The organism is Phenylobacterium sp., from assembly GCF_035539035.1.
GTDB lineage: Bacteria > Pseudomonadota > Alphaproteobacteria > Caulobacterales > Caulobacteraceae > Phenylobacterium.
The window spans coordinates 455519-481053 of sequence record NZ_DATLJI010000014.1; the positions used below are offsets into that span (position 1 = coordinate 455519).

General features: G+C 71.5%; 28 protein-coding genes and 2 pseudogenes. 16 read left to right on the forward strand and 14 right to left on the reverse strand.

Translation table 11 applies throughout. The features are described 5' to 3' along the window. Positions 1–36 precede the first annotated feature (36 nt). The 5 genes from VM685_RS11810 to clpB all read left to right on the forward strand — a co-directional run bounded on the left by VM685_RS11810 (position 37) and on the right by clpB (position 8409). Positions 37–1446 (forward strand): M20/M25/M40 family metallo-hydrolase, encoded by a 1410-nt coding sequence (locus VM685_RS11810; RefSeq protein WP_325460344.1) that lies wholly within the window; start codon positions 37–39, stop codon positions 1444–1446. A gap of 16 nt (positions 1447–1462) precedes the next feature. Then, positions 1463–1750: a hypothetical protein gene (locus tag VM685_RS11815; RefSeq protein ID WP_325460345.1), complete on the forward strand. Its 288-nt coding sequence runs from the start codon at positions 1463–1465 to the stop codon at positions 1748–1750. A 62-nt stretch (positions 1751–1812) separates the two neighbouring features. Next, on the forward strand, positions 1813–3726 hold the full coding sequence (locus VM685_RS11820; RefSeq protein ID WP_325460346.1) for a S9 family peptidase: 1914 nt from the start codon (positions 1813–1815) through the stop codon (positions 3724–3726). A 17-nt stretch (positions 3727–3743) separates the two neighbouring features. Then, on the forward strand, positions 3744–5714 hold the full coding sequence (locus VM685_RS11825; protein ID WP_325460347.1) for a S9 family peptidase: 1971 nt from the start codon (positions 3744–3746) through the stop codon (positions 5712–5714). Positions 5715–5823: 109 nt separating this feature from the next. Then, complete coding sequence (gene clpB / locus VM685_RS11830) at positions 5824–8409, forward strand: ATP-dependent chaperone ClpB (protein ID WP_325460348.1); 2586 nt, start codon at positions 5824–5826, stop codon at positions 8407–8409. 136 nt (positions 8410–8545) lie between these two features. On the opposite strand, the gene VM685_RS11835 is transcribed toward clpB, so the two are convergent. The 4 genes from VM685_RS11835 to arfB all read right to left on the reverse strand — a co-directional run bounded on the left by VM685_RS11835 (position 8546) and on the right by arfB (position 10592). Beyond that, complete coding sequence (locus tag VM685_RS11835; RefSeq protein ID WP_325460349.1) at positions 8546–8977, reverse strand: hypothetical protein; 432 nt, start codon at positions 8975–8977, stop codon at positions 8546–8548. 64 nt (positions 8978–9041) lie between these two features. Next, the gene (locus VM685_RS11840) at positions 9042–9338 is read right to left on the reverse strand and encodes a hypothetical protein (RefSeq protein WP_325460350.1); all 297 of its coding nucleotides are present in this window, start codon (positions 9336–9338) and stop codon (positions 9042–9044) included. Positions 9339–9422: 84 nt separating this feature from the next. Beyond that, on the reverse strand, positions 9423–9959 hold the full coding sequence (locus VM685_RS11845) for a hypothetical protein (RefSeq protein WP_325460351.1): 537 nt from the start codon (positions 9957–9959) through the stop codon (positions 9423–9425). Positions 9960–10166: 207 nt separating this feature from the next. Then, positions 10167–10592, reverse strand: a complete 426-nt coding sequence (gene arfB / locus VM685_RS11850; RefSeq protein ID WP_325460352.1) for an alternative ribosome rescue aminoacyl-tRNA hydrolase ArfB — start codon at positions 10590–10592, stop codon at positions 10167–10169. Between the two features lie 227 nt (positions 10593–10819). Between arfB and VM685_RS11855 the strand changes: the two genes are divergently transcribed. Both VM685_RS11855 and ilvC read left to right on the forward strand, forming a co-directional pair. After that, entirely contained in the window at positions 10820–11326 is a 507-nt protein-coding gene (locus VM685_RS11855) for a GNAT family N-acetyltransferase (protein ID WP_325460353.1), read from the forward strand. Between the two features lie 119 nt (positions 11327–11445). Further along, a complete protein-coding gene (gene ilvC / locus VM685_RS11860; RefSeq protein WP_325460354.1) occupies positions 11446–12465 on the forward strand; it encodes a ketol-acid reductoisomerase in 1020 nt (339 codons plus the stop codon). Between the two features lie 92 nt (positions 12466–12557). Here the strand turns inward: ilvC and rsgA are convergent, their stop codons facing one another. Continuing rightward, entirely contained in the window at positions 12558–13631 is a 1074-nt protein-coding gene (gene rsgA / locus VM685_RS11865) for a ribosome small subunit-dependent GTPase A (protein WP_325460355.1), read from the reverse strand. A gap of 226 nt (positions 13632–13857) precedes the next feature. Here rsgA and VM685_RS11870 point away from each other — a divergent pair, with 226 nt between their 5' ends. Continuing rightward, on the forward strand, positions 13858–14169 hold the full coding sequence (locus VM685_RS11870; protein WP_325460356.1) for a GNAT family N-acetyltransferase: 312 nt from the start codon (positions 13858–13860) through the stop codon (positions 14167–14169). A gap of 12 nt (positions 14170–14181) precedes the next feature. After that, positions 14182–14550 (forward strand): DUF1801 domain-containing protein, encoded by a 369-nt coding sequence (locus tag VM685_RS11875; protein ID WP_325460357.1) that lies wholly within the window; start codon positions 14182–14184, stop codon positions 14548–14550. A gap of 15 nt (positions 14551–14565) precedes the next feature. Here VM685_RS11875 and VM685_RS11880 read toward each other — a convergent pair whose 3' ends face one another. The 3 genes from VM685_RS11880 to VM685_RS11890 form a co-directional block, all read right to left on the reverse strand. Continuing rightward, positions 14566–15090, reverse strand: a complete 525-nt coding sequence (locus VM685_RS11880; RefSeq protein ID WP_325460358.1) for a hypothetical protein — start codon at positions 15088–15090, stop codon at positions 14566–14568. After that, the gene (locus VM685_RS11885; protein WP_325460359.1) at positions 15075–16184 is read right to left on the reverse strand and encodes a hypothetical protein; all 1110 of its coding nucleotides are present in this window, start codon (positions 16182–16184) and stop codon (positions 15075–15077) included. Before VM685_RS11885 ends, VM685_RS11880 begins: the two co-directional genes overlap by 16 nt. Before the next feature lie 348 nt (positions 16185–16532). Further along, positions 16533–17273, reverse strand: a complete 741-nt coding sequence (locus VM685_RS11890) for a tRNA1(Val) (adenine(37)-N6)-methyltransferase (RefSeq protein ID WP_325460360.1) — start codon at positions 17271–17273, stop codon at positions 16533–16535. A 215-nt stretch (positions 17274–17488) separates the two neighbouring features. Here VM685_RS11890 and VM685_RS11895 point away from each other — a divergent pair, with 215 nt between their 5' ends. Together VM685_RS11895 and VM685_RS11900 are read left to right on the forward strand one after the other, a co-directional pair. Then, the gene (locus VM685_RS11895) at positions 17489–18421 is read left to right on the forward strand and encodes a polyprenyl synthetase family protein (RefSeq protein ID WP_325460388.1); all 933 of its coding nucleotides are present in this window, start codon (positions 17489–17491) and stop codon (positions 18419–18421) included. 76 nt (positions 18422–18497) lie between these two features. Continuing rightward, a complete protein-coding gene (locus tag VM685_RS11900; protein WP_325460361.1) occupies positions 18498–19430 on the forward strand; it encodes an iron-containing redox enzyme family protein in 933 nt (310 codons plus the stop codon). 13 nt (positions 19431–19443) lie between these two features. On the opposite strand, the gene VM685_RS11905 is transcribed toward VM685_RS11900, so the two are convergent. Genes VM685_RS11905 through fumC form a run of 3 tightly spaced genes read right to left on the reverse strand, consistent with a single transcriptional unit; the run spans position 19444 to position 21556 of the window. Continuing rightward, positions 19444–19692, reverse strand: a complete 249-nt coding sequence (locus tag VM685_RS11905; protein ID WP_325460389.1) for a hypothetical protein — start codon at positions 19690–19692, stop codon at positions 19444–19446. Between the two features lie 44 nt (positions 19693–19736). Beyond that, positions 19737–20165 (reverse strand): GNAT family N-acetyltransferase, encoded by a 429-nt coding sequence (locus tag VM685_RS11910; protein WP_325460362.1) that lies wholly within the window; start codon positions 20163–20165, stop codon positions 19737–19739. Beyond that, entirely contained in the window at positions 20165–21556 is a 1392-nt protein-coding gene (fumC, locus tag VM685_RS11915) for a class II fumarate hydratase (protein WP_325460363.1), read from the reverse strand. The genes VM685_RS11910 and fumC overlap by 1 nt, the downstream gene beginning before the upstream one ends. Before the next feature lie 71 nt (positions 21557–21627). Between fumC and VM685_RS11920 the strand changes: the two genes are divergently transcribed. Next, positions 21628–22014, forward strand: coding sequence for a RusA family crossover junction endodeoxyribonuclease (locus VM685_RS11920; RefSeq protein WP_325460364.1), 387 nt, complete (start codon positions 21628–21630; stop codon positions 22012–22014). Between the two features lie 200 nt (positions 22015–22214). Here VM685_RS11920 and VM685_RS11925 read toward each other — a convergent pair whose 3' ends face one another. Then, positions 22215–22505 (reverse strand): DUF1153 domain-containing protein, encoded by a 291-nt coding sequence (locus tag VM685_RS11925; RefSeq protein WP_325460365.1) that lies wholly within the window; start codon positions 22503–22505, stop codon positions 22215–22217. Between the two features lie 166 nt (positions 22506–22671). Continuing rightward, positions 22672–23478: a flagellar hook-basal body complex protein gene (locus VM685_RS11930; protein WP_325460390.1), complete on the reverse strand. Its 807-nt coding sequence runs from the start codon at positions 23476–23478 to the stop codon at positions 22672–22674. A gap of 71 nt (positions 23479–23549) precedes the next feature. Here VM685_RS11930 and VM685_RS11935 point away from each other — a divergent pair. The 4 genes and pseudogenes from VM685_RS11935 to VM685_RS11950 form a co-directional block, all read left to right on the forward strand. Further along, positions 23550–23738 (forward strand): annotated as a pseudogene (locus tag VM685_RS11935) (DNA-binding protein); the annotation flags it as partial. Continuing rightward, positions 23739–24203 (forward strand): DUF2840 domain-containing protein, encoded by a 465-nt coding sequence (locus VM685_RS11940; protein ID WP_325460366.1) that lies wholly within the window; start codon positions 23739–23741, stop codon positions 24201–24203. It abuts the pseudogene before it with no gap. Then, positions 24193–24705 carry a S26 family signal peptidase gene (locus VM685_RS11945; protein WP_325460367.1) on the forward strand — a complete coding sequence of 171 codons (513 nt, stop codon included), beginning with the start codon at positions 24193–24195 and terminating at the stop codon, positions 24703–24705. Before VM685_RS11940 ends, VM685_RS11945 begins: the two co-directional genes overlap by 11 nt. Beyond that, complete coding sequence (locus VM685_RS11950) at positions 24692–25282, forward strand: lytic transglycosylase domain-containing protein (RefSeq protein ID WP_325460368.1); 591 nt, start codon at positions 24692–24694, stop codon at positions 25280–25282. The genes VM685_RS11945 and VM685_RS11950 overlap by 14 nt, the downstream gene beginning before the upstream one ends. Positions 25283–25309: 27 nt before the next feature. Here VM685_RS11950 and VM685_RS11955 read toward each other — a convergent pair. Continuing rightward, positions 25310–25535: pseudogene (locus VM685_RS11955) on the reverse strand (UDP-glucose 4-epimerase GalE); the annotation flags it as partial.

Here is a 25535-nt window from a genome sequence, read left to right on the forward strand (position 1 = left end):
CCTACGCTCCTCCCACGTCCCGGGGGAGTGTCTCGCATGGTCCGTAAGCTTGCCGCCGTCGCCGCGCTGGTCGCCGGCGCGTTCACCGCCGCGCCCGCCGCGGCCCAGGACTTCCCCGGGCAGGCCGAGTTCCGCGGGCTCTACAAGGAGCTGATCGAGACCAACACCACGCTGTCCGCCGGCTCCTGCACGCTCGCCGCCGAGCGGATGGCCGCCCGCCTGAAGGCCGCCGGCTACCCGGAGAAGGACGTCCGGGTCCTCGCGCCCGCCGACCGGCCCAAGGACGGCAACCTGGTCGCCGTGGTCCCCGGGACCGACCCGAAGCTGAAGCCGCTCCTGCTGCTCGCCCACATCGACGTGGTCGAGGCCCGGCGCGAGGATTGGGAGCGCGATCCCTTCACCCTCGTGGAGGAGAACGGCTACTTCTACGCCCGCGGCGCGGCGGACGACAAAGCCATGGCGGCCGCCTTCACCGACGCCCTGATCCGCTACCGCAAGGAGGGCTTCAAGCCGCGCCGGACCCTGAAGCTGGCGCTGACCTGCGGCGAGGAGACCCCCGACACCTTCAACGGCGTCTCCTGGCTGCTGAAGACCCACCCCGACACGCTCGCCGCCGAGTTCGCGCTGAACGAGGGCGCGGGCGGCCGCCTGGCCGGCGACAAGCGGGTCTTCCTCGGCATCCAGGCGGGCGAGAAGGTCTACCAGGACTTCACGCTGGAGACGACGAACCCCGGCGGCCACTCTTCCCGGCCGGTGAAGGACAACGCCATCTACCGCCTGGCCGCGGCCATCTCGAGGATCGGCGCCCACGACTTCCCGGCCCGGCTGAACGAGGCCACCCGCCTGCACTTCGAGCGCATGGCCCCGATCGTCGGCGGCCAGCTCGGCGCCGACATGACCGCGGCGCTCGCCACCCCGATGCCGGCCGACGTGGTCGCCCGCATCGCCCGCGATCCGGGCTACAACTCCATGATGCGCACCACCTGCGTGGCCACCATGGTCAGCGCCGGCCATGCGCCCAACGCCCTGCCGCAGCGGGCGACCGCCAACGTCAACTGCCGCATCCTGCCCGGCGAGAGCGTCGCCTCCGTCCAAGCGGCGCTCACGGAGGTCATGGCCGACCCCGGCATCCGCATCTCCGCCGTGGGGGAGCCCAGCCCGGTCTCGCCGGCCCCGCCGCTGACGCCGGCCATCACCCGACCCGCCGAGCGGGTGGCGGGCGAGCTCTGGCCCGGCGTGCCGCTGGTGCCCGCCATGGCCACCGGCGCCACCGACGGCCGCTTCCTGCTGGCCGCCGGCATCCCGACCTACGGCCTCTCCGGCATGTTCGGCGAGCCGGACGGCGGCGGCGCCCACGGCCTCAACGAGCGCATCCGCGTGCGCTCGCTCTACGAGGGACGGGAGTTCCTCTACCGGGTGGTGAAGGCCTATGCCAACGCCCGCTGAACGGCCGGCGGCGGCCATGCGTTCTGCCGCCATGCCGGCCCGTTTCCACACCGACCAGCTCAAGCCCTACAGCCTGGAGCTCTACGGCCCGGGCGGGGCCTCGGACCTGATGTGGAAGGTCGACAGCGACGATCCCTTCACGCCCATGAACCGGGGCGACCACATCCAGCCGCTGGATCTGCCGGGCTCCAATCCCGGCCTCGCCCACGAGATCACGGGCATCGAGCACCTCATCTGGACCGCCGGCGAACAGGTCCGCTACGTGACCCGCGTCTACACGAGGCCCGCTGCGCCCCTGGGTTGAGCGTAGACTTGCGCCACGCCCCGGCCCCGGCCACTCTGGGCTGTGCATCCGGGGGGAGCCGCATGATCCGTCTGCTGAGCGCGCTGGCGTCCTTGGCCTTTCTCTTGGCGGCGCCGGCCGCCGCCGCGCCGCTCGAGGCGTACGGCAAGCTGCCCGCCATCGAGGACGCGGCGATCTCGCCCAGCGGCCACGCCGTGGCCCTCATCGCCACCGACGGCGAGCAGCGGGTCATCGCGGTGCGCGAGGTGGCCACCGGCGAGTTCCTGATGAAGGCGGGGGCAGGGCCCGCGAAGGTGCGCGCCGTGCAGTGGGCGGGCGACCGCAACGTCCTGATCGTCACCAGCGCCACCGCCGCCCCGATGGGCATTCTCGGCGGCCGACGGGAGTGGATGCTGGCCTACGCCTACGACCTGCAGACGCAGAAGGCCCGGCCGCTCCTGCGCGACAACGAATACGGCATGAACACCATCTTCGACATGCCGGTGGTGCGCACCTACCGCGGCGAGCCCGCTGTCTTCGTCCAGGGGGTGAAATTCAGCGACGGGCGCGGAAACCTCTCGCTTTTCCGCATCACCCTGGAGCGCGCCACCAGTCATCTGGTCGAGCAGGGCGGCAAGGACACCCGCGACTGGATCGTCGGCATCGACGGCCAGCCCGTGGCGCAGGAGCTCTACGACCGCTCCAGCGGCCGCTGGTCCCTCAAGATCCGCAACGGCCCGGGGTGGCGGGAGGTCCAGCAGACCGTGGCGCCCCTGGACGAACCTTACGTCGTCGGGCTCGGCCGCAGCGGCGAGCACCTGCTGTTCGCCTCCTATGACGACGGGCGCACGGTCTGGCAGGAGATCGACCTGAAGACGGGCGCGCCTGGCCGGGCGATGAAGGTGCTGGAGGCCGAACGGGCGCTCCGCGATCCGCAGGATGGCCGGCTGATCGGGCGCGGCGGCCTCGTGGGCGACGAGGATCGATGGGTGTTCTTCGACCCCGAGGACGCCAAGGTCTGGCGGACGGTGCTGTCCAGCTTCCCGGATTCCCGGGTCAGCCTGCGCTCCTGGTCGGCCGACCGGAAGAAGATCATCGTCCTGGTGGACTCGCCGACGGAGGGCCCCGCCTACGCCGTGGTCGACCTGACCGCCCGCAAGGCCACCTGGCTGGGCGGCGTCTACCAGGGGCTCAAGCCGGCCGACATCGCGCGCAAGGAGTCCATCCGCTTCAAGGCGGCCGACGGGCTGGAGCTCACCGGCTATCTGACCCTGCCGCGGGGACGCGAGGCCAAGGCCCTGCCGCTCGTGGTCCTGCCGCACGGCGGGCCGGCGTCGCGCGACGATCCCGGCTTCGACTGGTGGCCGCAGGCCATCGCCTCGCGCGGCTATGCCGTGCTGCAGGTCAATTTCCGCGGCTCGGACGGCCTGGGGAACGCCCTGCTCGAGGCCGGCTACGGCCAGTGGGGCCGCAAGATGCAGACCGACCTCTCCGACGGCGTCCGCCACCTGGCCGGCCAGGGGATCATCGATCCGAAGCGCGTGTGCATCGTCGGGGCCAGCTACGGCGGCTACGCCGCCCTCGCCGGCGCGACCCACGACCGCGGCGTCTACCGCTGCGCCGCCTCCTTCGGGGGCGTCTCCGACCTCCGCCGCCAGATCGGCTATTCCCGCAGCCGCAGCGGCGAGGCCACCCTGCGCTACTGGACGCGCTTCGTCGGCGCGGAGGATCTCGGCGATCCGGTGATGGCCGAGCTGTCGCCTGCGGCCCAGGCGCACCGGGCCGAGATCCCGATCCTGCTCGTCCACGGCAAGGACGACACCGTGGTGCCGCTGGAGCAGAGCCGGCTCATGGCCGATGCGCTCAGGAAGGCCGGCAAGCCGCACGAGCTGGTGGTCCAGCCCGGCGAGGACCACTGGCTCACCCGCGGCGCCACCCGCCTGCAGATGCTGGAGGCCGTCGTGGCCTTCCTCGAAAAGCACAATCCGCCGACCTGACCGACCGGAGACCGCGTATGTTCCGACTCCTGAGCCTCCTGGCGGCCCTCGCCGCGCTCGTTGCCTGGCCGGCGTCAGCCGCGCCGCCGCTTCAGGTGTACGGCAGCCTGCCGACCATCGACGAGGCGCGCGTGGCGCCCGACGGCTCCGCCTTCGCGGTGGTCGCGGTGAAGGATGGCCAGCGCCAGCTGCTGGTGCGCCAGCTGAAGGACGGCGCCACCGCCCGTTTCGGCCTCGGCGAGGTCAAGGTGCGCGGCCTGGACTGGGTCGGGTCCAAGGACATCGTCCTCACCACCTCGCGCACCGGGACGCTGCTGGGCGTGACGAACGCGCGCCGCCGGGAACACTTCCAGGGCTTCCACCTCGATCTGAGGACGAACAAGCTGCAGCGCCTGCTCGGCGCGTCGCCCGGCCGGCAGCAGACCGGCACCCACATGAAGGCCAAGGGCAAGAACGCCGACGTGACCGGCATGCTGAACGTGCTCGCCGGCCCGCCGGAGGTCCGCGTGGTCAGCGGCGAGCCGACCCTGTTCCTGCGCGGCGTCGCCTTCCGCGACACCTTCGGCGTGCTCACCGTCTTCAAGGCGAACCTTGGCAACGGTCAGAGCGACGTCGTCGAGTTCGGCGGCAAGGAGACGGAGGACATCCTGATCGGGGCCAGCGGCGAGCCCCTGGCGCAGACCGTCTATGAGGAAGACTCCGGCCGCTGGGCCCTGAAGCTCCGGGACGGGCCGAGATGGAAGGAGGTCCGCAGCCTTCAGGCCCTCCACGACCGCCCCTACCTGGCGGGGCTGGGCCGCGACGGGCAGTCGGTGCTGATCGGCGAGATGGCGGACCGGGGCTATGTGCTGCGCGAGGTCGGCCCCGACGGCGCCCTGGGCGAGCCCCTGCCCGTGGAGAACGTCGACGACCTGGTCTTCGACCCGGTCAGCCAGCGCCTGATCGGCGCCTATGCCCTGGTGGGGGACGAGGACCGCTACACCTTCTTCGATCCGAACGACCAGCGGGCCTGGCGGAGCGTCCAGGCGGCGTTCAAGGGCGCCCGCGTCAAGCTCGTGTCCTGGTCGAACGACCGCAAGGTGATCATCGTCCTCACCGACTCCCCCACCGAGGGGCCCGCCTACGCCCTGGTCGACCTGAACCAGAAGAAGGCGAGCTTCATCGGTCCCGAGTACCTGGACCTGATGCCCGAGCACATCTCCCCCGTGGCGCCGGTCCGGTTCAAGGCGCGCGACGGGCTGGAGCTCACCGGCTACCTGACGACGCCGCAGGGCTCGGCGGGGAAGAAGCTGCCGCTGGTGGTCTTCCCGCACGGCGGGCCCGCGGCGCGGGACGAGCCCGGCTTCGACTGGTGGGCCCAGGCCATGGCCTCGCGGGGCTATGCGGTCCTGCAGGTGAACTTCCGCGGCTCGTCGGGTTTCGGCTGGGACCACCTCTCCGCCGGCTTCGGCCAGTGGGGCCGCAAGATGCAGACCGACCTCTCCGACGGCGTCGCCCACCTCGCCGCCCAGGGCGTGGTGGATCCCAAGCGGGTCTGCATCGTCGGCGCGAGCTACGGCGGCTATGCGGCGCTCGCGGGCGCGGCCCTGGAGCCCGACGTCTACCGCTGCGCGGCCTCCGTCGCCGGCCTCTCGGACCTCAAGCGGTTCGTCGACTGGGCCGGCGACCGCGGCGGAGCGGACACCCGCCGCTGGTGGAGCCGGTTCATGGGCGCCGAGAACGGCCGCGACCCCGTGTTGGCCGCCTATTCGCCCGCCCTGCACGCCGACAAGGTCAAGGCCCCCGTGCTGCTGGTCCACGGCCGCGACGACACCGTGGTTCCGCTCGAGCAGAGCCGGGTCATGGCCGAGGCCCTGCAGCGCGCGGGCAAGCCCGTCGAGCTGGTCGTCCAGCCCGGCGAGGACCACTGGCTCTCCCAGGCCGACACCCGGCTCGCCATGCTGAACGCCGTCGTGGCCTTCCTGGAGAAGCACAACCCGCCGATGTGATTTGCCGGCCGGGCGGGCTTGTGTGACCTTTGGGCCACACTACATCGGGTGAGGCGGAGATTGCGCTTGGTCAAGGCTCCCTCCGCCGATCCGCCTACGAGGGGACCTGATGAACATCGACATCTATTCCGACCGCGCCAAGCAGGCGATCCAGTCGGCCCAGAGCCTGGCGCTCGCGCGCCGCCACCAGCAGCTCGCCCCGGAGCACCTCCTGAAGGTGCTGCTGGAGGAGAAGGACGGCCTGTCCCGCGCCCTGATCCAGAGCGCCGGCGGCCGGCCCGACGAGGCCGACAAGGCCATCGACGCCCAGCTCGGCAAGCTGCCGAAGGTGGAGGGCGGCTCCGGCCAGCTCTACCTGAAGCCCGACACCGCCCGCGTCTTCGCCGACGCCGAGGAGGGGGCCAAGAAGGCCGGCGACGCCTTCGTCACCACCGAGCGCCTGCTGATCGCCATCGCCAAGGAAGGCGGCGAGGCCGCCCAGGCGCTGAAATCCGCCGGCGTCGACACCAAGAGCCTGGAACGCGCCGCCGGCGACCTGCGCAAGGGCAAGACGGCGGACTCCGCGTCGGCTGAAGAGGGGTATGACGCGCTGAAGCGCTACGCCCGCGACCTCACCCAGGCCGCCCGCGACGGCAAGCTCGACCCCGTCATCGGCCGCGACGAGGAGATCCGCCGGACCATCCAGGTCCTGTCGCGCCGCACCAAGAACAACCCCGTCCTGATCGGCGAGCCCGGCGTCGGCAAGACCGCCATCGTCGAGGGCCTCGCCCTGCGCATCGTCAACGGCGACGTGCCCGAGAGCCTGAAGGACAAGAAGCTGCTGGCCCTAGACATGGGCTCGCTGATCGCCGGGGCGAAGTACCGCGGGGAGTTCGAGGAGCGGCTGAAGGCGGTGCTCAACGAGGTCACCGCCGCCGAGGGCTCGATCATCCTGTTCATCGACGAGATGCACACCCTCGTGGGCGCCGGGAAGACCGAGGGCGCCATGGACGCCTCCAACCTGCTCAAGCCCGCGCTCGCCCGCGGCGAGCTGCACTGCGTCGGCGCCACCACGCTCGACGAGTACCGCAAGCACGTGGAGAAGGACGCCGCGCTGGCCCGACGCTTCCAGTCGGTGTTCGTGGGCGAGCCCACGGTGGAGGACACCGTCTCCATCCTGCGCGGCCTGAAGGAGAAGTACGAGGTGCACCACGGGGTGCGCATCTCCGACAGCGCCATCGTCGCGGCCGCCACCTTGTCCAACCGCTACATCACCGACCGCTTCCTGCCGGACAAGGCCATCGACCTCGTGGACGAGGCCGCCAGCCGCGTGCGCATGGCGGTGGACTCGAAGCCTGAGGAGCTGGACGAGATCGACCGGCGCGTCGTGCAGCTGAAGATCGAGCGCGAGGCCCTGACCAAGGAGACCGACGCCGCCTCCAGGGCCCGGCTGGAGAAGCTCGAGGAGGAGCTGCGCGGGCTGGAGTCCGAGAGCGCCGAGATGACCGCCCGCTGGCGCGCCGAGAAGGAGAAGGTGGGCGCCGCCGCCCAGGCGCGCGAGGCCCTCGACCGGCTGCGCGCCGAGCTCGTCAACGCCCAGCGCCGCGGCGACCTGCAGCGCGCCTCGGAGATCGCCTACGGCGAGATCCCCGCGCTCGAGAAGCGGCTCGCCGAGGCCGAGGCCGCCGAGGGCGGGCAGGACGCCATGAGCCCCGAGGTGGTCGACGCCGAGCAGATCGCCGCCGTCGTCTCCCGCTGGACCGGCGTGCCCGTCGAGAAGATGCTCGAGGGCGAGCGCGAGAAGCTGCTCTCTATGGAGGACGCCCTGCGCGAGCGGGTGGTCGGCCAGGAGGAGGCGCTTGTCGCCGTCTCCGACGCCGTGCGCCGCGCCCGCGCCGGCCTGAAGGACCCGAACCGGCCGATCGGCTCGTTCCTGTTCCTGGGGCCGACCGGCGTCGGCAAGACCGAGCTCACCAAGGCGCTCGCCGAGTTCCTGTTCGACGACGAGGCGGCGATCACCCGCCTCGACATGAGCGAGTACATGGAGAAGCACTCGGTGAGCCGGATGATCGGCGCGCCTCCCGGCTACGTCGGCTACGACGAGGGCGGGGCGCTCACCGAGAGCGTGCGGCGCAGGCCCTACCAGGTCGTACTGTTCGACGAGGTGGAGAAGGCCCATCCGGACGTGTTCAACGTCCTGCTGCAGGTGCTGGACGACGGCCGCCTGACCGACGGCCAGGGCCGCACGGTCGACTTCCGCAACACCCTGATCATCATGACCTCGAACATGGGCTCGGAGTACCTGGCGAACCTCGCCGAGGGGGACGACGTCGAGACGGCCCGGCCGCTGGTCATGGACGTGGTGCGCAAGCACTTCCGGCCCGAGTTCCTGAACCGGATCGACGAGATCATCCTCTTCAAGCGGCTGGGCCGCGCGGAGATGGACAACATCGTCCGCATCCAGCTGAAGCGGGTGGAACAGCTCCTGGCCGACCGCCGCATGGCGATCGACCTCGACGCCACCGCCCTGCACTGGCTGGCCGAGCGCGGCTACGACCCCGTCTACGGGGCCCGTCCGCTCAAGCGCGTGATCCAGAAGGAGCTGGTCGACCCCATCGCCCGCAAGCTGCTCGCCGGCGACCTGGAGGACGGCCAGGTGATCGAGGTCGCCTCCACCGGCGACGGCCTCGCCATCGGCCGCGCCAAGGTGCACTAGAAAAGGCCGCTCGCCCCGGCGAAAGCCGGGCCCAAGCTGAGCCCAAAGAAGAGGCCCCGGAGGAGCGATCCTTCGGGGCCTTTCCGTTTCAGTCCGCTTGGGGCCCGGCTTTCGCGGGGATGAGCGGAATGGGCGCCTACCTGCACACCCGCCGGGTCACATAGCTCCGGTAGTAGCTGTCGTAGGTCCGACGCAGCTTGCATTTGATGCGGTGCCCGTCGGGGGCGATCATGCCGTTCGGGTCCGGCCCGTAGCGGTCCACCGGCACGCCGTAGCCATAGCCGCCGTAGCCGCTCTGGGTGTTGAGCCCGAGCGCCGCGCCGAGCGCCGCCATCCCCGCCGTCAGCGGGTCGCCGCCGGCGTAGGGCTGGCTGTAGTAGCCGTTGTAGCCGTTGCCGTAATAGGGCTGGTTGTAGCCGCCGTAGTAGGGCTGGCTGTTGTAGCCGCCGTAGTAGGCCGGCGGGGCCGGGTAGTAGCCGTAGGGCTGGGCTTCGGCCGTCGATGTCATCACAGCCGCGCCGCCCGCCATCGCGAGGCCTGCGACCGCTGCGCTGATCAGCTTGCGCATTACCGTTTTCTCCTCGGTGCATCCCTCAAGGGCCTGCAAACGCTTGGAAAACGGTGTTCGGTTCCTAGCGCCGAGCTTCCGCGACCTGCAACTCGCACCGGCGCGTCACGCCGGGCCGCACCACCACCCGGTCGGTCTTGGGGTTGTAGCCCGGATAGGTGGCCAGGCAGTCGGCGATGCGCCGGGCGCGGGCCGAGTAGCCGTGGGACATCACCGGTCCGCGGTAGCTGGCGGCCTGGGCGAAATGCTGGGCCGCCTGGGCGGTCTCCGCTTTCCGGGGCGTCTTCGTCTCGCCCGCGGCGGCCGGCGCGGCCAAGCCGAGCGCGGTCAGGACCAGGAGGGCGCCGGTGATCTGGCGCATGGCGATATCTCCCACCGTGGGGCCCCGTCCGCCCCTGCGGTGAGCGGAACCCCCGGGCGGGCCGGAGGTTCAGCTCCGCCGTGACTAAAGTTCGATGCTGGTGGCGCGCCCGCCGCGGGTGGTCACGCGGCGCATCAGGGCCATGCCTTCGGCCTGCGGCTGGCCGGCCGGACGGGCGACGGTGATCACGTACCAGGCCCCGTCGGGCAGGCCCGAGAAGCTGAACCGGTCGGCGCTGTCGCAGGTGGTGCGCTTCACGAACGGCCCGGCGTCGCCGGCCGGCGCCCGGGGCGTGCGCGCCCGGACCTCGTCGGCCGGCAGGGCGGCCCGTTCCGTGGAGCCGTAGAGCACCGCCATCCGCCGCCTCGACCACGGCGTCTCGGGCGTCAGCACCACGCCCGCGCCCGAGCAGGTGAAGCGCGTCGCGCCTTGGCGGTAGGTGACCCGGCCCGCCACGCCGTTGCGGCCCGGAGCCTGCGACCAGCCGAAGTCGGCGGCGCGGAACGTGGGCGGCCCGGCCATCGGTCCCCGGCCCGGCGGGGGCGGTCCCATGGTCGGCGCGCACGCGGCGAGGGCTGCGGTGGAAAGGGCGGCGGCGGTGAGCAGGCTAAGCTTCGACATCGGGCACAAGCCTATACGCCAATGCGGCGGAATGAGGCCAGAGGGCGCCGCCCTTTCCCTCCCCTTCATGGGGAGGGTGGACGGCGCGGAGCGCCGGACGGGTGGGGAAGCCGCGTTCAAGCGCCGGCGTTGGGGCCTGGCCCACGCCTCCCCACCCCGCGCGCTGCGGCGCCTCGGCCCTCCCCATGAAGGGGAGGGAGGCGCCCCCTAGTCCTCACCCCGCGGACGCCCGCGCATCGCCTTGACGCCGCCCCGCTTGGCCTTGCCCTCCAGACGCCTCAGCTTGGAGGCGTAGGTGGGCTTGGTCTTCTTGCGCGGCGGGGGCGGGGGCTCGGCGGCCTTGCGGATCAGTTCCAGCAGCCGGTTCACCGCCTCCTGCCGGTTCAGCTCCTGCGAGCGCCGCGCCTGGGCGACCAGCACCAGCACGCCCTCCTGGTTCAGCCGGCTGCCCGCCAGCCGGTAGAGCCTCGCCCGCACCGGCTCGGGCAGGGACGGCGAGCCGCGCACGTCGAAGCGCAGTTCGACCGCCGTGGAGGTCTTGTTGACGTGCTGTCCGCCCGGCCCCGACGCGCGCACCGCCTTCCAGACGACCTCGTCGTCCTGCAGCGCGATGGAAGGCGTGACCTCGATCATGTCCCTGCTTTGCCAAGCTTCGGCTTCGAGGGTAAGGTCCCCTCCATGCGCAGCGGCTTCGCCCAGCACGTAAATCTTACCACCTGCACCGCCTCCGGCGGCTCGGGACGGGAACGCGCGCGCTAGGCTCAAGCAGACACGCAAAGACCCCACACCAGCCCCGCCGGAGACCGGACGGGGCTTTTTCATGCGCCCCGTCCCTCTCCCGCTCCGCAAGGAGAAGGACCATGACCGACCCGCCGCCCGAGATCGTCGTCCGCGCCGCCGAGCCGTCCGACGTCCCCGCCATGACCGAGGTGCTGAACCAGCCGCGCGCCGTCTGGGGCACGCTGCAGACGCCGCTGATGTCCGAGGCCATGCGCCAGAAGCGGTTCGACGCCACCGACCACAACAACCGCGCCCTGGTGGCCGTGCTCGACGGCCGGGTGGTGGGCTCCATCGGCCTGCACCGCGAGCCCTGGCACCGGCGGATCCATGCCGCCTCGATCGGCATGGCCGTGCACGACGGCTTCGCCGGCCGCGGCGTGGGCTCGGCCATGATGGCCGCGGTGGTCGACATGGCCGACCGCTGGTGGAACATCAAACGGCTGGAGCTCAACGTCTATGCCGACAACGCTCGCGCCATCGCCCTCTACGAGCGGTTCGGTTTCGAGCGGGAAGGGCTCCTGCGGGCCTATGCCTGGCGCGACGGCGCCTATGTGGATTCCCTCGCCATGGCCCGGCTCGCGCTGTGACGCACCGCAATGGGACGGGCTTCCCTTGACCTTTCGGCAAAAAACGGCTGGAAAGCGCCGGCTTTGCTGCACCTGCGTTGCGCGGCGGGGCGACTTCATACCTGTTCAGGAGAACAATCATGCGCGTCTACTATGACCGCGACGCCGACCTTTCCCGCATCCTGGACAAGAAGATCGCCATCGTAGGCTATGGCTCGCAGGGTCGCGCCCACGCGCTCAACCTCACCGATTCCGGCGTGAAGAACGTGGCCGTGGCGCTGCGCCCCGGCTCGGCCACCGCCAAGAAGGTGGAGGCCGACGGCCTGAAGGTGATGAGCGTGGCCGAGGCCGCCGCCTGGGCGGACGCGATCATGATCCTCGCCCCCGACGAGCTGCAGGCGCAGATCTACCGCGACGAGATCGCCCCGCACATCCGCGACGGCGCGGCCCTGATGTTCGCCCACGGCCTCAACGTCCACTTCGGCCTCATCGAGCCGAAGTCGACCGTCGACGTGCTGATGGTCGCGCCGAAGGGCCCCGGCCACACGGTGCGCGGCGAGTACCAGAAGGGCGGCGGCGTGCCGTGCCTGATCGCCATCCACCACGACGCCACCGGCGGCGCGATGGACCTCGGCCTGGCCTACGCCTCGGCCATCGGCGGCGGCCGCTCGGGCGTCATCGAGACCAACTTCCGCGAGGAATGCGAGACCGACCTGTTCGGCGAGCAGTCCGTCCTCTGCGGCGGCCTGGTGGAGCTGATCCGCGCCGGCTTCGAGACCCTGGTGGAAGCCGGCTACGCCCCGGAGATGGCCTATTTCGAATGCCTGCACGAGGTGAAGCTGATCGTCGACCTGATCTACGAGGGCGGCATCGCCAACATGAACTACTCGATCTCCAACACCGCGGAGTACGGGGAGTACGTGACCGGGCCGCGCATCGTGACGCCGGAGACCAAGGCCGAGATGAAGCGCGTGCTGGAGGACATCCAGTCGGGCCGCTTCGTCCGCGACTGGATGGTGGAGAACGCCGCCGGCCAGCCGAGCTTCAAGGCGACCCGCCGCCGCGCCGCCGAGCATCCCATCGAGGAGGTCGGCGCCCGCCTTCGGGCCATGATGCCCTGGATCACCAAGAACAAGCTGGTCGACACCGCGCGGAACTGACCGAGCGGCGAAGCCGCCGAGTCATCCCGGCGAAAGCCGGGATCCAGACCAAGGCCCGGGAGCGATCCCGGGCCTCTTTCTTTTTTCCGCCCTCAGTCCCCGAAGCCCCGCTTGGCCTTCAGGTGCGCCCTGGCCGACTTGTGCCGGCCGATCCAGAGCTTGCGCTCGGCCTCGCGGGCCAGCGGGTCCTCGCGGCGGCGCTCGTGGGCGAGCTCGCGCTGCAGCTTGCGCCAGCTCCGCAGCCGCTCTGGATCGAGCGCGCCGTCGGCCACGGCCGCCTGCACCGCGCAGCCCGGCTCGGCCTCATGCCGGCAGTCGGAGAACCGGCAGCCGGCCGCCAGGGCCTCCAGGTCTGCGAAGGTCGCGGAGAGCCCGGCCTCGGCGTCCCACAGCCCCAGCTCCCGCATCCCCGGCGTGTCGAGGATCAGGCCGCCGGACGGCAGCCGCACGAGCTCGCGGTGGGTGGTGGTGTGCCGCCCCCGCGCGCCCTCCTCGATGATGCCCTGGGTGGTCATCAGCTCGGCGCCGGCCAGCGCGTTCACGAGCGTCGACTTGCCCACCCCGGACGAGCCCAGGACGACCGCCGTGCGCCCGGGGGCCAGGTGCGCCGCCACCGCCGCCAGCCCTTCGCCGGTCACCGCCGAGACGGCCAGCACGGGCACGCCGAAGGCGATGGCCTCCACCTCCGCCACGCGGGCTGCGACGTCGTCGCAGGCGTCGGCCTTGGTCAGCACGATCACCGGCTCGGCGCCGCTCTCGTGGCCGGTGGCGAGGTAGCGCTCGAGCCTTCGCAGGCTGAGGTCGGCGTTCAGCGAGGCGGCCAGGAAGGCCACATCGACGTTGGCCGCCACCACCTGCCGCCCGCCGGCCGGCCCGGAGGCCCAGCGGACGAAGGCGGTCCTTCGCGGCAGCAGCGCGCGGATGGTCGCCTGCCCCTCCTGCGGGCGAAGGTCGGCGGCCACCCAGTCGCCGGCCACCGGATGGCCGCCGGCCTCGGCGTCGAGGCGAAAGCGGCCGGACAGCCTCGCCTCCAGCTCACCGGCGTCGGTGACGAGGCGATAGAGGTCGCGTTGCTGGACGATGACGCGGCCGGGCGCGAAGCCCTGGGCCGCGAACGGTTGGAAGTCCTGCCGGAGCGCGTCGCTCCAGCCGTAATGCTCGATCAATGTCGGAATCCTTGGAAGATGCGCAGCGTCAGGCGCCGCGCGCAGGGATCCCGTCCGTGATGGGGAGGGGCCGCCTCCTAGGCGGTCTGCACGCGGGCGCGGCGAAGGGCTGCGGGAACAATGGGCGTCGACATCGCATCCTCCTTCGCTGGCGTTGGCGTGCGCGGGGACCTTGGCCCAGCCGCCTTCGCAGGTCAAGAATGGCCGCCCGCGTGAAGGAGCCGCCATGCCCGAGACCCTCGATGTCGTCATGAACGAGGAGACCCGCCGCTTCGAGATCGAGCTCGACGGCGAGACCGCCTTCGCCGAGTACCGGCTCGTCGACCACGGCATCATCCTGCCGCACACGGTGGTGCCCGACGCCTTCGAGGGCCGCGGGGTCGGCTCGGCGCTGGCCAAGGCCGCCCTCGGCTACGCGCGCGAGCAGGGGCTGAAGGTGATCCCGCTCTGCCCGTTCATCGCCGCCTACATCACCAAGCACCCCGAGTGGCACGACCTGGTCCACGAGACCTACCGCGCCCGCCTCGGCATCGACTAGGGGAGGACGCCCATGGTGCAGTCGACCGCCGCCGACGTGGACACTTGGCTGGCCGAGGCCGATCCGGCCTGCGCGCCGGTCCTGGCGCGGATCCGCGAGAGCGCGCTCGCCAACCTGCCCGGCTTCACGGAAGGCATGCGCTACGGCATGCCGACCTATTCCCGCGGCGACGAGGTCACCTTCGCCTTCAACAGCCAGAAGCAGTACGTCGCGCTCTACGTGCCGCCGCGCGTCCACGCCCTCAACGCCGAGGCCCTGAAGGGCCTGGACGCCGGCAAGAGCTGCATCCGCTACCGCAAGCCCGAGACCATCGACTTCGCCCTCCTGGACAAGCTCCTGCGCGACACCGCGGCGTCGGACGGGAAGAGCGCGTGCGACTGACGGAGGCGACGGCTGCTAAGTCGTGGGCTCCGACGCCGGCCTCGGCAGTTCGGGCTCCCACTCCTTGAAGGGGAAGGGTTGCCGATGAGGATCGTCGAGGCCTAGGCGGGGCGACGTGACGCCCGTGTCCCAGTAGGTCAGGAGCTGTTGAAGGCGCTCCATCGCCTTGCGCACCGTAAAGGAGATCGGCCAGAGGCCGCCGAAAGCCCCGATGCCGAGGGGCCTTACAAACCGGCCTCCCGGGACCTCGAGAAGGAACGTCAACATGTGCCCGCTCTCGAGCAGCTTGCTGTCGTCCCACCAGCGGATCAGGAACTTTGGTTTGCTATATTCAGCCCAATCAACCTCGACGACTTGGCGCTCGTCCCCGACCCAGCGATACCACTGGTCGGCGCGCGGATGTAAATTGCTGTAGCCTGGGTTCGACTTCGGCGGATGATCGAAGCCGTGCGCGCGCATGAGAGGGCCCATGGCCTCGCGCAGCGCGGCGGCGAGCCGCACGCGCTTGGTCGGCCCCTTCCGCTTCACCGTCCGGGCCACCGCGTCCCCTCCTCGTTCACCCAGACGCCGCCCAACGGCGAGGCAAGGATGCCAGCCGCCTTTCCGACGTCCCGGAACTGCCAGGCGTCGATGAGGAGCTTCTTGCCCTCACGATTTAGCTTGGCCTGCAGAAGGCGCTGATTGCGCGTCAGATTGGCGTGAGGTCCCATCTTCGCCTCGAGGAAATCGTCGCCGATCTTCTGGTCCGGTTTGCTGAACTTCCCGCCTCCGACGCCTACCTTATCCTTGCTCACGTTCGGCTTCTTCCCCCTGGCGAGGGTCTTGGCGTACGAAAGCGCCTCGCCGACCTCGCCCTTCAGGTGGGCCGGCAGGGCCGCCGTCCGGTAGGTGCCGGCCACGTCCCCCACCTTGCCGAGCAGGGCGCCGCCATGGGCCGCGCCGATCGCCCGATCGGCGGATGGCATCCGCCCCGCCGCCATGTCGCTCGCGGCGGCCTCGCTCGCGCCGCCGATCGCGCCGCCGTGCATCGGCCCGTAGCGCAGGGTCGCCACCCCACCGACGGCCCCGCCGAGTGCGGCGGCGCCATATTGCTGAGGGGAACTCGGCCGCCCGGTCGCCACGTCCTGCACGACCTGCGCGGTCACCCCTCCTGTGGCGCCGGCGCCTGCGGCCAACCGCCCGAGCCCGAGGGGATCGACGCCGACCTTCAGCCTGGGCGCCTTGTGCACGGCGGTGATCAGTTTCGCGGCCTGCGGAAGACGAGACAGCGCCACGCGGCCCGCCGAGGCCACGCCGCCCGTCGCTGCGACGCCTCCGACAAGGCCCACCGCGCGGCCGACGGTCCGCGCGGCACCGTGGTGCGCGCTGTCGTAGGAGTCCTCCGCACGCCTCTGGCGCATCTCCGCCGTGTAGCGGTCGCCAAACCCCTGCACGCCCCCGTCCAGCAGCGCCTCACCGGCCGACAGGACGCGGTCCGCCGCGCCCAGGGTGAATTCGTCCACCGCACCGCTCACCGCCGCCCGGGCATGCTCGCCAGCCGCGCTCTTCGCCGGCGTCTTCCTGACGACGGCCTTCGGCGCGGTCGCCGCCGTCGCCTTCCTTACAGCCGGAGCGGCCGCCGCAACCTTCTTCACCGCTATTCCGCCGAGGGCCTCCGGCAGCCGCCCCTGAACGGCCGCCAGGCCCAGCTGCCGAACCTCCGAGGCGTTCTGGCGACGACGTCCTGCCCTGTCCGGATGGCTCGCTTCACCACCTCATAGCCGGCAGCCTCCAGCTCGCGCGCGTCGTGGCTGAGATCCCTCATCCGCTGCTTCACGGCCTGTTCCGTCTCGCGCGTTTTCTTCTTGATGTCGTCAAGAACCCCCACCCGGCGCCCCCTGTGGCCTGCGAATTGGGACGCGCCCAGGCGCAGGTCCCCCAAGCTCTACATCATGACCCGGGATCGTAGAAAAAGCAAGAACAAAAGAAGAACAAATGTCGCGTCACCCCCACCCCAGCGCCGTCTCCCCCCGCAGCAGCGCCTCCACCTGCGGCAGGTGCCGGGGCTCGCCGCGGGCGTGCAGGACGAGCGGCGGCAGCAGCTTCAGCGGCGCCCGGCCGGTCTTCACGCCGCGCACCAGGACCCGCTTGGCCGGGGCGTCGGCGAAGGGGTGGAGGGGCAGCACCTGGATCGAGCCGGCCTTGGGCGCCAGCAGCCCCAGGATGTCGCCCAGCCGGTCGGCCCGGTGGATCAGCGTGATCGTCCCGCGCTCGCGCGCCGCCTTCAGCAGGAAGCCCACCCAGGCCGCCAGCCCCTCGTCGGCGATCCAGGCGGCGCGGCGGGCGGGCGAGGGCGCGCGCAGGGCCTCGGGGTCGTCGTAGAAGGGCGGGTTGGCCATCACCGCGTCGAACTTGTCGAGGCCCAGCCGCGCGAACGGCTGGGCCACGTCGCCCGCCACCGCCGCCACCCGGTCCTCCAGGCCGTTCAGCGCGATGTTCGCCTGCGCCAGCGCCAGGGCGGCGGGGTCGCGCTCCACCCCGGTGAACAGCGCGCCCGGCCGCCGGACCGCCGCCTGCAGCAGGGCCGCCCCCGGCCCGCAGCCCGCCTCCAGCACCCGCTCGCCGGGATGGGCGTCGCAGGCCGCGGCCAGCAGGCCCGCGTCGAGGCCCGCCCGATAGCCCCGGGCCGCCTGCCTCAGGCGGAGCCGGCCGCCCAGCAGTAGGTCCTCGGTGATCTCGTCCATTCCCTCGGGGCCTGGTGTATGGTTGAAGGCGCAGCGCTGGGGAGCGCGTCCTTGACCGTGCCCTAGCGCGTCACCATTGTCCCGGCAAACGGCGGCCGGCCTCCCTCCCTCCGCCGCTGCCGCCAGGAGTTCGTATCCGCGTGGAAGCCGCCCGCACGGCCGTCGCCGAAAAGCCGCCGTCGCTCGACGCGCTGATCGCGCTCGCCCGGACCGACATGGCGGCGGTGGACGCGCTCATCCGCAAGCACATGGACAGCCCCGTGCCGGTGATCCCGGCCCTGGCCGACCACCTGATCGCGGGCTCCGCCAAGCGCCTGCGCCCGCTGCTCACCGTCGCCGCCGCGCGCCTCGCCGGGGCCCGCGACGAGGCCTGCCTGAAGCTCGCCGCCGCCGTGGAGTTCATCCACACCGCCACCCTGCTGCACGACGACGTGGTGGACTCGTCCCAGCTGCGCCGCGGCCGGGTCGCCGCTCACCTGATCTGGGGCGCGCCGTCCTCGGTGCTGGTCGGGGACTTCCTGTTCGCCCGCGCCTTCGAGCTGATGGTCGGCGCGGGCTCCATGCCGGCCCTGGAGATCCTCGCCCGGGCCAGCCGCGTCATCGCCGAGGGCGAGGTGCTGCAGCTCACCCGCGCGCACGACCTCGACCTGTCGCAGGAGCTCTACCTGGAGATCATCGGCGCCAAGACCGCCGAGCTGTTCGCCGCCGCCGCCGAGGTGGGCGCGGTCTCCGCGGGCGCCTCGCCCGAGCGCTGCCGGGCCCTGCGCCAGTACGGCCAGGACCTCGGCCTCGCCTTCCAGCTCGTCGACGACGCCCTCGACTATTCGGGCGACGCCGGCACGCTCGGCAAGAACGCCGGCGACGACTTCCGCGAGGGCAAGGCGACCCTGCCGCTCCTGCTGGCCATGCAGCGCACGCCGGGCGAGCGCGAGTTCTGGATCCGCACCATCGACCGTCGCGACCAGACCGAGGCCGACTTCGACCGCGCCCGCGCGCTGATGGCCGAGACCCGCGCGCTCGACGACACCCTCGGGCTCGCCGCCGACTACGCCCGCAACGCCAAGGCCGCGCTCGCCGAGTTCGGCGCCAACCCCTGGCGCCCGGCTCTGGAAGACCTCGCCGACTTCGCCGTCGCCCGCCGGGCCTGACCCGCGCCTCGCAAGCGCGGCCGTGGGAACCCCGACCGTGGGTTGCGCGCTCAACCCGTCCACGGACGGAGAACCCATGTTTCCTGGGACGAGACTGGCGCGCCTGGGCGTTTTCACGCCCGAGTTCGCAGACGCCGAGATGCTGCACACGGGCCTGGCCCACTGGAACCGCCGCCGCCTGGCGGTGGCGACGCCGCATGACGACTGGCAGGCCGAGCTCAGCGCCAACCAGCGGATGCTGCGCCTGGAGGGCGCCTTCGTCGAGGCGTTCCGGGCCCACGTCCAGCCGCTGGTGGCCGACGTCCCCTCCGATCCCGACGGCTTCATCGCCTGGTTCGAGGCGTTGAAGGACAACGGTCCCGGCCAGTACGACCCCCTGTTCGCCTGGCTCGAGGCCGACGCCGACCTCGAGCAGATGAAGTGGTTCCTGACCCAGGAGGCCGCCGGCGAGGCGGGCTTCGACGACCTCGTGGCCATGACCCAGGTGAAGCTGTCGGCCCGCCCGAAGATGGAGCTGGCGCGGAACTACTGGGACGAGATGGGCCGCGGCCACATGGGCGGCATGCACGGCCCGATGCTCGACCGCACGGTCCAGGGCCTGGGTCTGAAGCCGACCATCGAGGGCACCTGCTGGCAGTCCCTGTGCCTGGCCAACACGCTGACCGCCTTCGCCACGACCCGCCGCTACGCCTATCAGTCGATCGGCGCGCTGGGGGCCGTGGAGCTCACCGCCCCGACCCGCGTCGGCGCCGTGGCCGAGGGCCTCAAGCGCCTCGGCTGCCCGCCGGAGCAGCGCAAGTACTTCGTCCTCCACGCCCAGCTCGACATCGAGCACTCCAAGGCCTGGAACGCCGAGGCCCTGGTCCCGCTGGTCGAGGAGAACCCCGACTGCGCGAAGTACATCGCGGAGGGCGCCATCATGCGCCTGGTGGCCGGCGAGCAGTGCTTCGAGAGCTACCGCGCCCACCTCTGGGCCCACCACCACCCGCTCGTCTACGCCGCGGAGTAGGGCCGCCGAGGGCCTACGCCTCGTTGAACGGATAGGGCAGGGGCCCGGAGCGGAACAGGATCACCGGGTTCTCGTCGTAATCGCCCAGCTCGGTGTCGGCCGTGGCGGAGAAGGCGACCACCGCCGGGCGCAGCGGCCCGAGCCGCTCGGCCTTGCGCCGGGCCTCCTCGGCGGTCTTGCAGCCCACCTGCTGCTCGGCCTTCAGCGACTTGCCCCGGCCCGCGACATAGGACTGGACGATGTGGACGGTTTCCTTGGCCATCCGCTTGTGACGCGCCCGTTCGGCCGGCCCGTCAACGCCGATCCTCACCCCGGGCGGAATTCGTGCGACCAGGCCGCACCCGCCACGGGCGCGAAGCCCTGGGCTTCCCAGAACGCCGCCGCCCCGGAATTGCCGGCGTGGACCGTCACCAGCCGTACCTGGTCCAGGGCCTCCTGCAGGAGCGCGCTGGCGATCGTCCGGGCCACGCCCTGCCGCCGCGCGGCCTTCGACACATAGAGCCTTCGCATGCGGAGGGCAGGCTCCGGGGCGGGAGCCGGCTCCGGCGTCAGCGCGCCGACGCCCACCAGCGCCCCGCTTGCGAACGCCGCCAGCACGACGGCGAACCGGCCGGGATCCTCCGCCCACTCTTGCGCCAGCCGCGTCAGGTGCCGGTGGCCCTCCGCCTCGGCCTCGGCGCGGAGCGCCTCGAAGCCTTCGGGCAGATCGTCGAAGACCCGGACCAGCTGGACCATCAGCCCGGGCTGATCATCTTCTCCGGCCGCACCACCTCGTCGAACTCCGCGTTGGTGACGTAGCCGGCGCCGACCGCCTCCTCGCGCAGGGTGGTGCCGTTCTTGTGGGCCAGCTTGGCGATCTTGGCGGCGTTGTCGTAGCCGATCTTCGGCGCCAGCGCGGTCACCAGCATCAGGCTCCGCTCCAGGTTGGCCTTGATGTTGTCCTCGCGCGCCTCGATGCCCAGCACCATGTTGTCGGTGAAGCTGATCGCCGCGTCCGACAGCAGGCGCGTGGACTGCAGGAAGTTGTAGGCCATCACCGGGTTGAAGACGTTCAGTTCGAAGTGGCCCTGGCTGCCGGCGATGCTCATCGCCGTCTGGTTGCCCATGATGTGGGCGCAGACCATGGTCAGGGCCTCGGCCTGGGTCGGGTTCACCTTGCCCGGCATGATCGAGGAGCCCGGCTCGTTCTCCGGCAGGGCCAGCTCGCCCAGGCCCGAGCGCGGGCCCGACCCCAGGAAGCGGATGTCGTTGGCGATCTTGAACAGGGCCGCGGCCGCGGCGTTGATCGCCCCGTGGCTGAACACCATGGCGTCGTGGGCGGCCAGCGCCTCGAACTTGTTGGGCGCGGTCACGAACGGCAGCTTGGTGATCGCCGCGATCTTCTCGGCCACCTTCTCGGCGAAGCCCACCGGGGCGTTCAGCCCCGTGCCCACCGCCGTGCCGCCCTGGGCCAGTTCGTAGAGGCCGTAGAGGGTCTCCTTGATCCGCCGCACCGACATGGAGACCTGCTGGGCGTAGCCGGAGAACTCCTGGCCGAGCGTCAGCGGAGTGGCGTCCTGGGTATGGGTCCGGCCGATCTTGATGATGTGGGCGAACTCGTCGGCCTTCTTCTTCAGCGCCCAGTGCAGGTGCTCGAGCGCCGGGTTCAGGTGGCGGGCCACCTCGTCGGCGCAGGCCACGTGCATCGCCGTCGGATAGGTGTCGTTCGACGACTGGCTCATGTTGACGTGGTCGTTCGGGTGGACCGGGCTCTTGGAGCCCATCTGGCCGCCCAGCATCTCGATGGCCCGGTTCGAGATCACCTCGTTGGCGTTCATGTTCGACTGGGTGCCGGAGCCGGTCTGCCAGACCACCAGCGGGAAATGGTCGTCCAGCTTGCCGTCGATCACCTCCTGGGCGGCGGCGACGATGGCGTTCCCGATCGCAGGATCCAGCCGGCCCAGCTCCATGTTGGCCTCGGCCGCGGCGCGCTTCACCACGCCCAAGGCGCGGATCACCGGGATCGGCTGCTTCTCCCAGCCGATCTTGAAGTTCTGGATGCTGCGCTGGGTCTGGGCGCCCCAGTACCGGTCGGCGGGGACCTCCAGGGGGCCGAAGGTGTCGGTCTCGGTGCGGGTCGCGGTCATCTCAAACTCCAGCCAGACAGCGGGAGCGGTTTAGCGGGACGTACGCCGAGCGCAAGGCTAAGGACGGTGGGATGAGCGACGGCTGGACCCAGCACGGCAAGGTGCGCGCGCGCGAGTTCGCGGGCGCCCTGGAGGTCGAGGTCGACGGCCTCACCACCCAGGCCAAGTACTACAAGCCGCTGATCTACGAGTTCTTCCGCAAGGTCTGGCGGGGCGCGCGGCCCGGCTGGGGGGAGTTCGCCGTGGAGATCCGCATGGAGTACGTCGGCGACCCGCCCTGGATCGACCTCGACAACCTCGCCAAGGCGATCCTCGACGCCATCAAGGGCTACGCCTTCCACGATGACGCCCAGGTCGCCCGCCTGCTGGTCGAGCGCACCGCCGGCGAGCGCGAGCGCATCGTGCTGGCCATCCGCAAGCTTTCCGACCGCCCCATGGGCCGCCCGTTCCATCCCTGAGTGAACCCTCTCCCCCAGGGAGAGGGTAGGGTGAGGGCGGTGCAGGAGGTGGGGCGGGCGCTCCGGCGGGACCCGGTCGCGCCTGGCCCCGCGTCGCGCCGGCTCGCTCCCGGCGGCGCCCCCCCGACAAGAAAACGGCCCCGCCCTGGAGGAGGGGCGGGGCCGAGACTTCGCGAACCTTTCCGGGGGAGGAGAGAGGCTCAGCGATACTGTTGCAGACGCGTGGTCCGAAGGCCCGCCATCCCGTGGCGGTCGATCGAGGCCTGCCAGGCCAGGAACTCCTCCGACGTCAGCCGGTAGCGCTCCAGGGCGTCCTCGAGCGAGATCAGTCCGCCGCGCACGGCGGCGACGACCTCGGCCTTGCGACGGATCACCCACCGGCCGGTATTCGGCGGCGGAAGATCCTTCAGAGTCAGCGGCGCACCCGTCGGGCCGATGACATAGGCTTCGCCGCGGCTGTTCGTGCGCGTCTGCTGCTGTTGCTGCAACATGGCTTTACGCCTTTCCCACCATCACTGTTGATGGGGACAATAGGCCGCGGCTCCTAACAGCCGCTGAATCTCGATAGTAAAAAATAGCCTAACCATCTCCTCCCCGTGTACGAAAACGACACACTACAGACGTGGGAAGCTGTTAACCTCAGTTAACAGCCGAGTACTACCTCTTTATGTTGATTAACTCTTCCAGCATCTGATCGGCGGTCGTGATGATCCTCGACGATGCGGAATAAGCTTTCTGGGTGGAGATCAGGCCGGTGAACTCGGCGGAGAGATCCACCGTCGAGGCTTCGAGGCTGGAGGGCGAGATCTGGCCCGCGCCGATGCCCGGCTCCTTGATCACCAGCTGCCCGGCGTCGATGGAGGTGCGGTAGGCGTTGCCGCTCACCGCCTTCAGCCCGTCCGCGTTGGGGAAGGTGGCGATGGCCACCTTGGCGATCTGGCGGATCTGGCTGTTGTCGAAGATCGCCGAGACGATGCCGCTCTCGTCCACCTGCACGCCGACCACGTTGCCGACGCCGGCGCCATCGGCGTTGACGGAGTTCACCGTCGAGGCCTGGGCGTACTGCGAGAGCTTGCCGAGGCCGAGGTCGATGACCTGGCCGTTGATGCCCAGCGCCGGGTTCCACTGCGGCCCGGTGGGGGCGGCGACGTCCGAGCCCTCGAGGGTGAGCCGGGGCGTGGCGCCGGCCGCGCCGAACAGGGTGGTGTTGGCCAGGTTGATCGTGCCGTCCTGGTTGAAGGTCACCAGGCCGGCGGCCAGCTGGCCGGGACGGCCGTTGTTGGGGTTGGCCACGTCGCTGGCCGGCACCGAGTACATCTCGGCGTACCACTGGTTCGGCGCCGCGTCGTCGCGCAGGAAGGCCATGGCGACCTTGTGGTTGCCGCCCACTGAGTCGATCACGTTCATCTCGAGCGTGAAGTCCGGCCGGGTGCCGGTGGTGGGGTCGTCGGCGTAGTCCGACATCGAGTCCACCGTGGTGCCGTTGTAGGTCAGCGCCGGAGCGATCGCCGGCGAGTAGGGCGTTTCCTTGTTAAAAGCACCGCACCTACGGCACCGGCCCCGCCTACCGGAAGATCGGCGGCCGCGTGGTCTATGCGCCGGCCGACCTGCAGGCCTGGGTGGAGAAGGGCGTGCGCACCTCCACGAGCGAGCGCACCGCCCACGTGGTCGCCCCGGCCAAGCGCCACGCGGCGGTCTCGCCGGCCTACCGTCGGGAGCCCTGAGTGCTCACCGACGTGGAGCTGGTCCACCTCGAGGGGCGGCTGGAGCGCTGGATCCGCTTCGGAAAGCCGGTGGCCGAGCGGATCGTCGACCGCCGCCGGCGCGTGCTCTCCTTCGCGCCCGGCGCGGTGTTCGCCCTGGTGCGCTGGCAGGCCGGCGAGCACGGCACGGCGGTGTCGCGCATCGACATCCTGCGGGCCGTGCAACCCGGCCAGGCCTTCACCACCGTCCCCTTCGTGGCGCCCGGCGGCGAGCTCCTGCTGCACGTCCAGGGCTGGCCGAAGGTGCAGAAGGTCCTGGGTGCCATCGACGCGGTGGAGGCGCTGGGGGTCGCCGCCCGCGACGCCAGCCCCGACCACTGGCGCTGCGTCGCCAACCGCCTGGCCGCCGGCGAGGCGCCGCGGCCCTACTGCCTGCGCCGGCACCGCAGCTGGCTGCTGCGCCGGGGCCTCGCCGATGCGCTGTGACCGCCAGGCGGCGGCTCTCGCGGCGGCCGGGCTGGTCCTGCTCGGCGCGGCGGCGGCGCGGCCCTGGCCGCCGCTGGCGGTCTGGAACGTGAGCGGCAGCGCGCCGCGCGGTCTCTGGCTCGTGGCGCCCTTCGCGCCCGCGCGGACCGGCGACGTCGTCCTCGTCCGGCCAGCGCCGGCGCTGGCGGGCTGGCTGGCCCAGCGGGGCTACGTGGGGCCCGGGACGCCGCTCCTGAAGCGGCGGGCCGCCGGGCCCGGCCAGACCGTCTGCCGGCTGGGCGGCCGCGTGCTGGTGGACGGCCGGGTCGTGGCGCTGGCCCGCGCCCGGGACAGGCGCGGCCGCCCCCTGCCGGCCTGGCGCGGCTGCCGGACCCTGGGGCCCGGCGAGCTCTTCCTCCTGAACCCGGCGCCCGACAGCCTCGACGGCCGCTACCTGGGAGTGACGCCGGCCCGCGAGGTGCTCGGCCGGGCCTGGCGGGTGACGGCCCTTGCGCCGCCCTGACCTCGCGGTCCTGGCGGCGCTGCTCCTGCTGGGGGCAGGTCCGGCGTCCGGCGATCCGCCGCCCGACGCGACCGCCCGGGCGGTGGCGGAGGCCGCCCGGCTCGCCGACCTGCCGCCCCGCTGGATCGAGGCGGTGATCGCCGCCGAGAGCGGCGGCGATCCGCGGGCCGTCTCGCCGGCGGGGGCGCGGGGCCTGATGCAGCTGATGCCGGGCACCTGGCGCATGCTGCGGGCCCGGCTCGGCCTGGGCGACGACCCCTACGACGTGCGCGACAATGTGGTGGCCGGCGCGGCCTACCTGCGGGAGCTGCACGACCGCTTCGGGGCGCCGGGCTTCCTGGCTGCCTACAACGCCGGGCCCGCCCGCTACGCCGCCCATGTCGAGGGGAGGCGGAGCCTGCCGGCGGAGACCCGCGACTATGTGGCGCGTGTGCAGAGGGTTGTGGGGGCGGAGGAGGGGCCTATTGGGCCGGCGACCGCTGCGCCGCTCTTTCCCGAAGAGGACAGCGGTCAGCTCTTTGCGCCAGAGTGCGAGACGCCTGTCGCCCGAAGCGGCGCGTGCGCCGCAAACGAATAGAGTTTCGCCAACGTCGGGCAGTCGACTTTAGACAGTCGTGCTTTCAACCTGTACGGTGCGATGGCCGCGAACGCCAGCGCCGTACGCCGGGTTGCGTTCCCAACGCAGCGCATCGACCACGATTTGATCTAGCGACGAGCAGACCGGCGTCCAGTTGAGCAGCTCGCGCGCACGGCCGGCGTCGGCCACCAGGCTCGGCGGATCCCCCGCCCGGCGGGCCCCGACGCTGTGCGGCACGGGCCGGCCGACGGCC

Excerpts from the sequence above, each read along its gene's own strand:
- VM685_RS11810 (WP_325460344.1), top strand. The coding sequence starts at position 37 with ATGGTCCGTAAGCTTGCCGCCGTCGCCGCGCTGGTCGCCGGCGCGTTC.
- VM685_RS11815 (WP_325460345.1), top strand. The coding sequence starts at position 1,463 with ATGCGTTCTGCCGCCATGCCGGCCCGTTTCCACACCGACCAGCTCAAG.
- VM685_RS11820 (WP_325460346.1), top strand. The coding sequence starts at position 1,813 with ATGATCCGTCTGCTGAGCGCGCTGGCGTCCTTGGCCTTTCTCTTGGCG.
- VM685_RS11825 (WP_325460347.1), top strand. The coding sequence starts at position 3,744 with ATGTTCCGACTCCTGAGCCTCCTGGCGGCCCTCGCCGCGCTCGTTGCC.
- clpB (WP_325460348.1), top strand. The coding sequence starts at position 5,824 with ATGAACATCGACATCTATTCCGACCGCGCCAAGCAGGCGATCCAGTCG.
- VM685_RS11835 (WP_325460349.1), bottom strand. The coding sequence starts at position 8,977 with ATGCGCAAGCTGATCAGCGCAGCGGTCGCAGGCCTCGCGATGGCGGGC.
- VM685_RS11840 (WP_325460350.1), bottom strand. The coding sequence starts at position 9,338 with ATGCGCCAGATCACCGGCGCCCTCCTGGTCCTGACCGCGCTCGGCTTG.
- VM685_RS11845 (WP_325460351.1), bottom strand. The coding sequence starts at position 9,959 with ATGTCGAAGCTTAGCCTGCTCACCGCCGCCGCCCTTTCCACCGCAGCC.
- arfB (WP_325460352.1), bottom strand. The coding sequence starts at position 10,592 with ATGATCGAGGTCACGCCTTCCATCGCGCTGCAGGACGACGAGGTCGTC.
- VM685_RS11855 (WP_325460353.1), top strand. The coding sequence starts at position 10,820 with ATGACCGACCCGCCGCCCGAGATCGTCGTCCGCGCCGCCGAGCCGTCC.
- ilvC (WP_325460354.1), top strand. The coding sequence starts at position 11,446 with ATGCGCGTCTACTATGACCGCGACGCCGACCTTTCCCGCATCCTGGAC.
- VM685_RS11870 (WP_325460356.1), top strand. The coding sequence starts at position 13,858 with ATGCCCGAGACCCTCGATGTCGTCATGAACGAGGAGACCCGCCGCTTC.
- VM685_RS11875 (WP_325460357.1), top strand. The coding sequence starts at position 14,182 with ATGGTGCAGTCGACCGCCGCCGACGTGGACACTTGGCTGGCCGAGGCC.
- VM685_RS11890 (WP_325460360.1), bottom strand. The coding sequence starts at position 17,273 with ATGGACGAGATCACCGAGGACCTACTGCTGGGCGGCCGGCTCCGCCTG.
- VM685_RS11895 (WP_325460388.1), top strand. The coding sequence starts at position 17,489 with ATGGCGGCGGTGGACGCGCTCATCCGCAAGCACATGGACAGCCCCGTG.
- VM685_RS11900 (WP_325460361.1), top strand. The coding sequence starts at position 18,498 with ATGTTTCCTGGGACGAGACTGGCGCGCCTGGGCGTTTTCACGCCCGAG.
- VM685_RS11905 (WP_325460389.1), bottom strand. The coding sequence starts at position 19,692 with ATGGCCAAGGAAACCGTCCACATCGTCCAGTCCTATGTCGCGGGCCGG.
- VM685_RS11910 (WP_325460362.1), bottom strand. The coding sequence starts at position 20,165 with ATGGTCCAGCTGGTCCGGGTCTTCGACGATCTGCCCGAAGGCTTCGAG.
- fumC (WP_325460363.1), bottom strand. The coding sequence starts at position 21,556 with ATGACCGCGACCCGCACCGAGACCGACACCTTCGGCCCCCTGGAGGTC.
- VM685_RS11920 (WP_325460364.1), top strand. The coding sequence starts at position 21,628 with ATGAGCGACGGCTGGACCCAGCACGGCAAGGTGCGCGCGCGCGAGTTC.
- VM685_RS11925 (WP_325460365.1), bottom strand. The coding sequence starts at position 22,505 with ATGTTGCAGCAACAGCAGCAGACGCGCACGAACAGCCGCGGCGAAGCC.
- VM685_RS11930 (WP_325460390.1), bottom strand. The coding sequence starts at position 23,478 with ATGTCGGACTACGCCGACGACCCCACCACCGGCACCCGGCCGGACTTC.
- VM685_RS11945 (WP_325460367.1), top strand. The coding sequence starts at position 24,193 with ATGCGCTGTGACCGCCAGGCGGCGGCTCTCGCGGCGGCCGGGCTGGTC.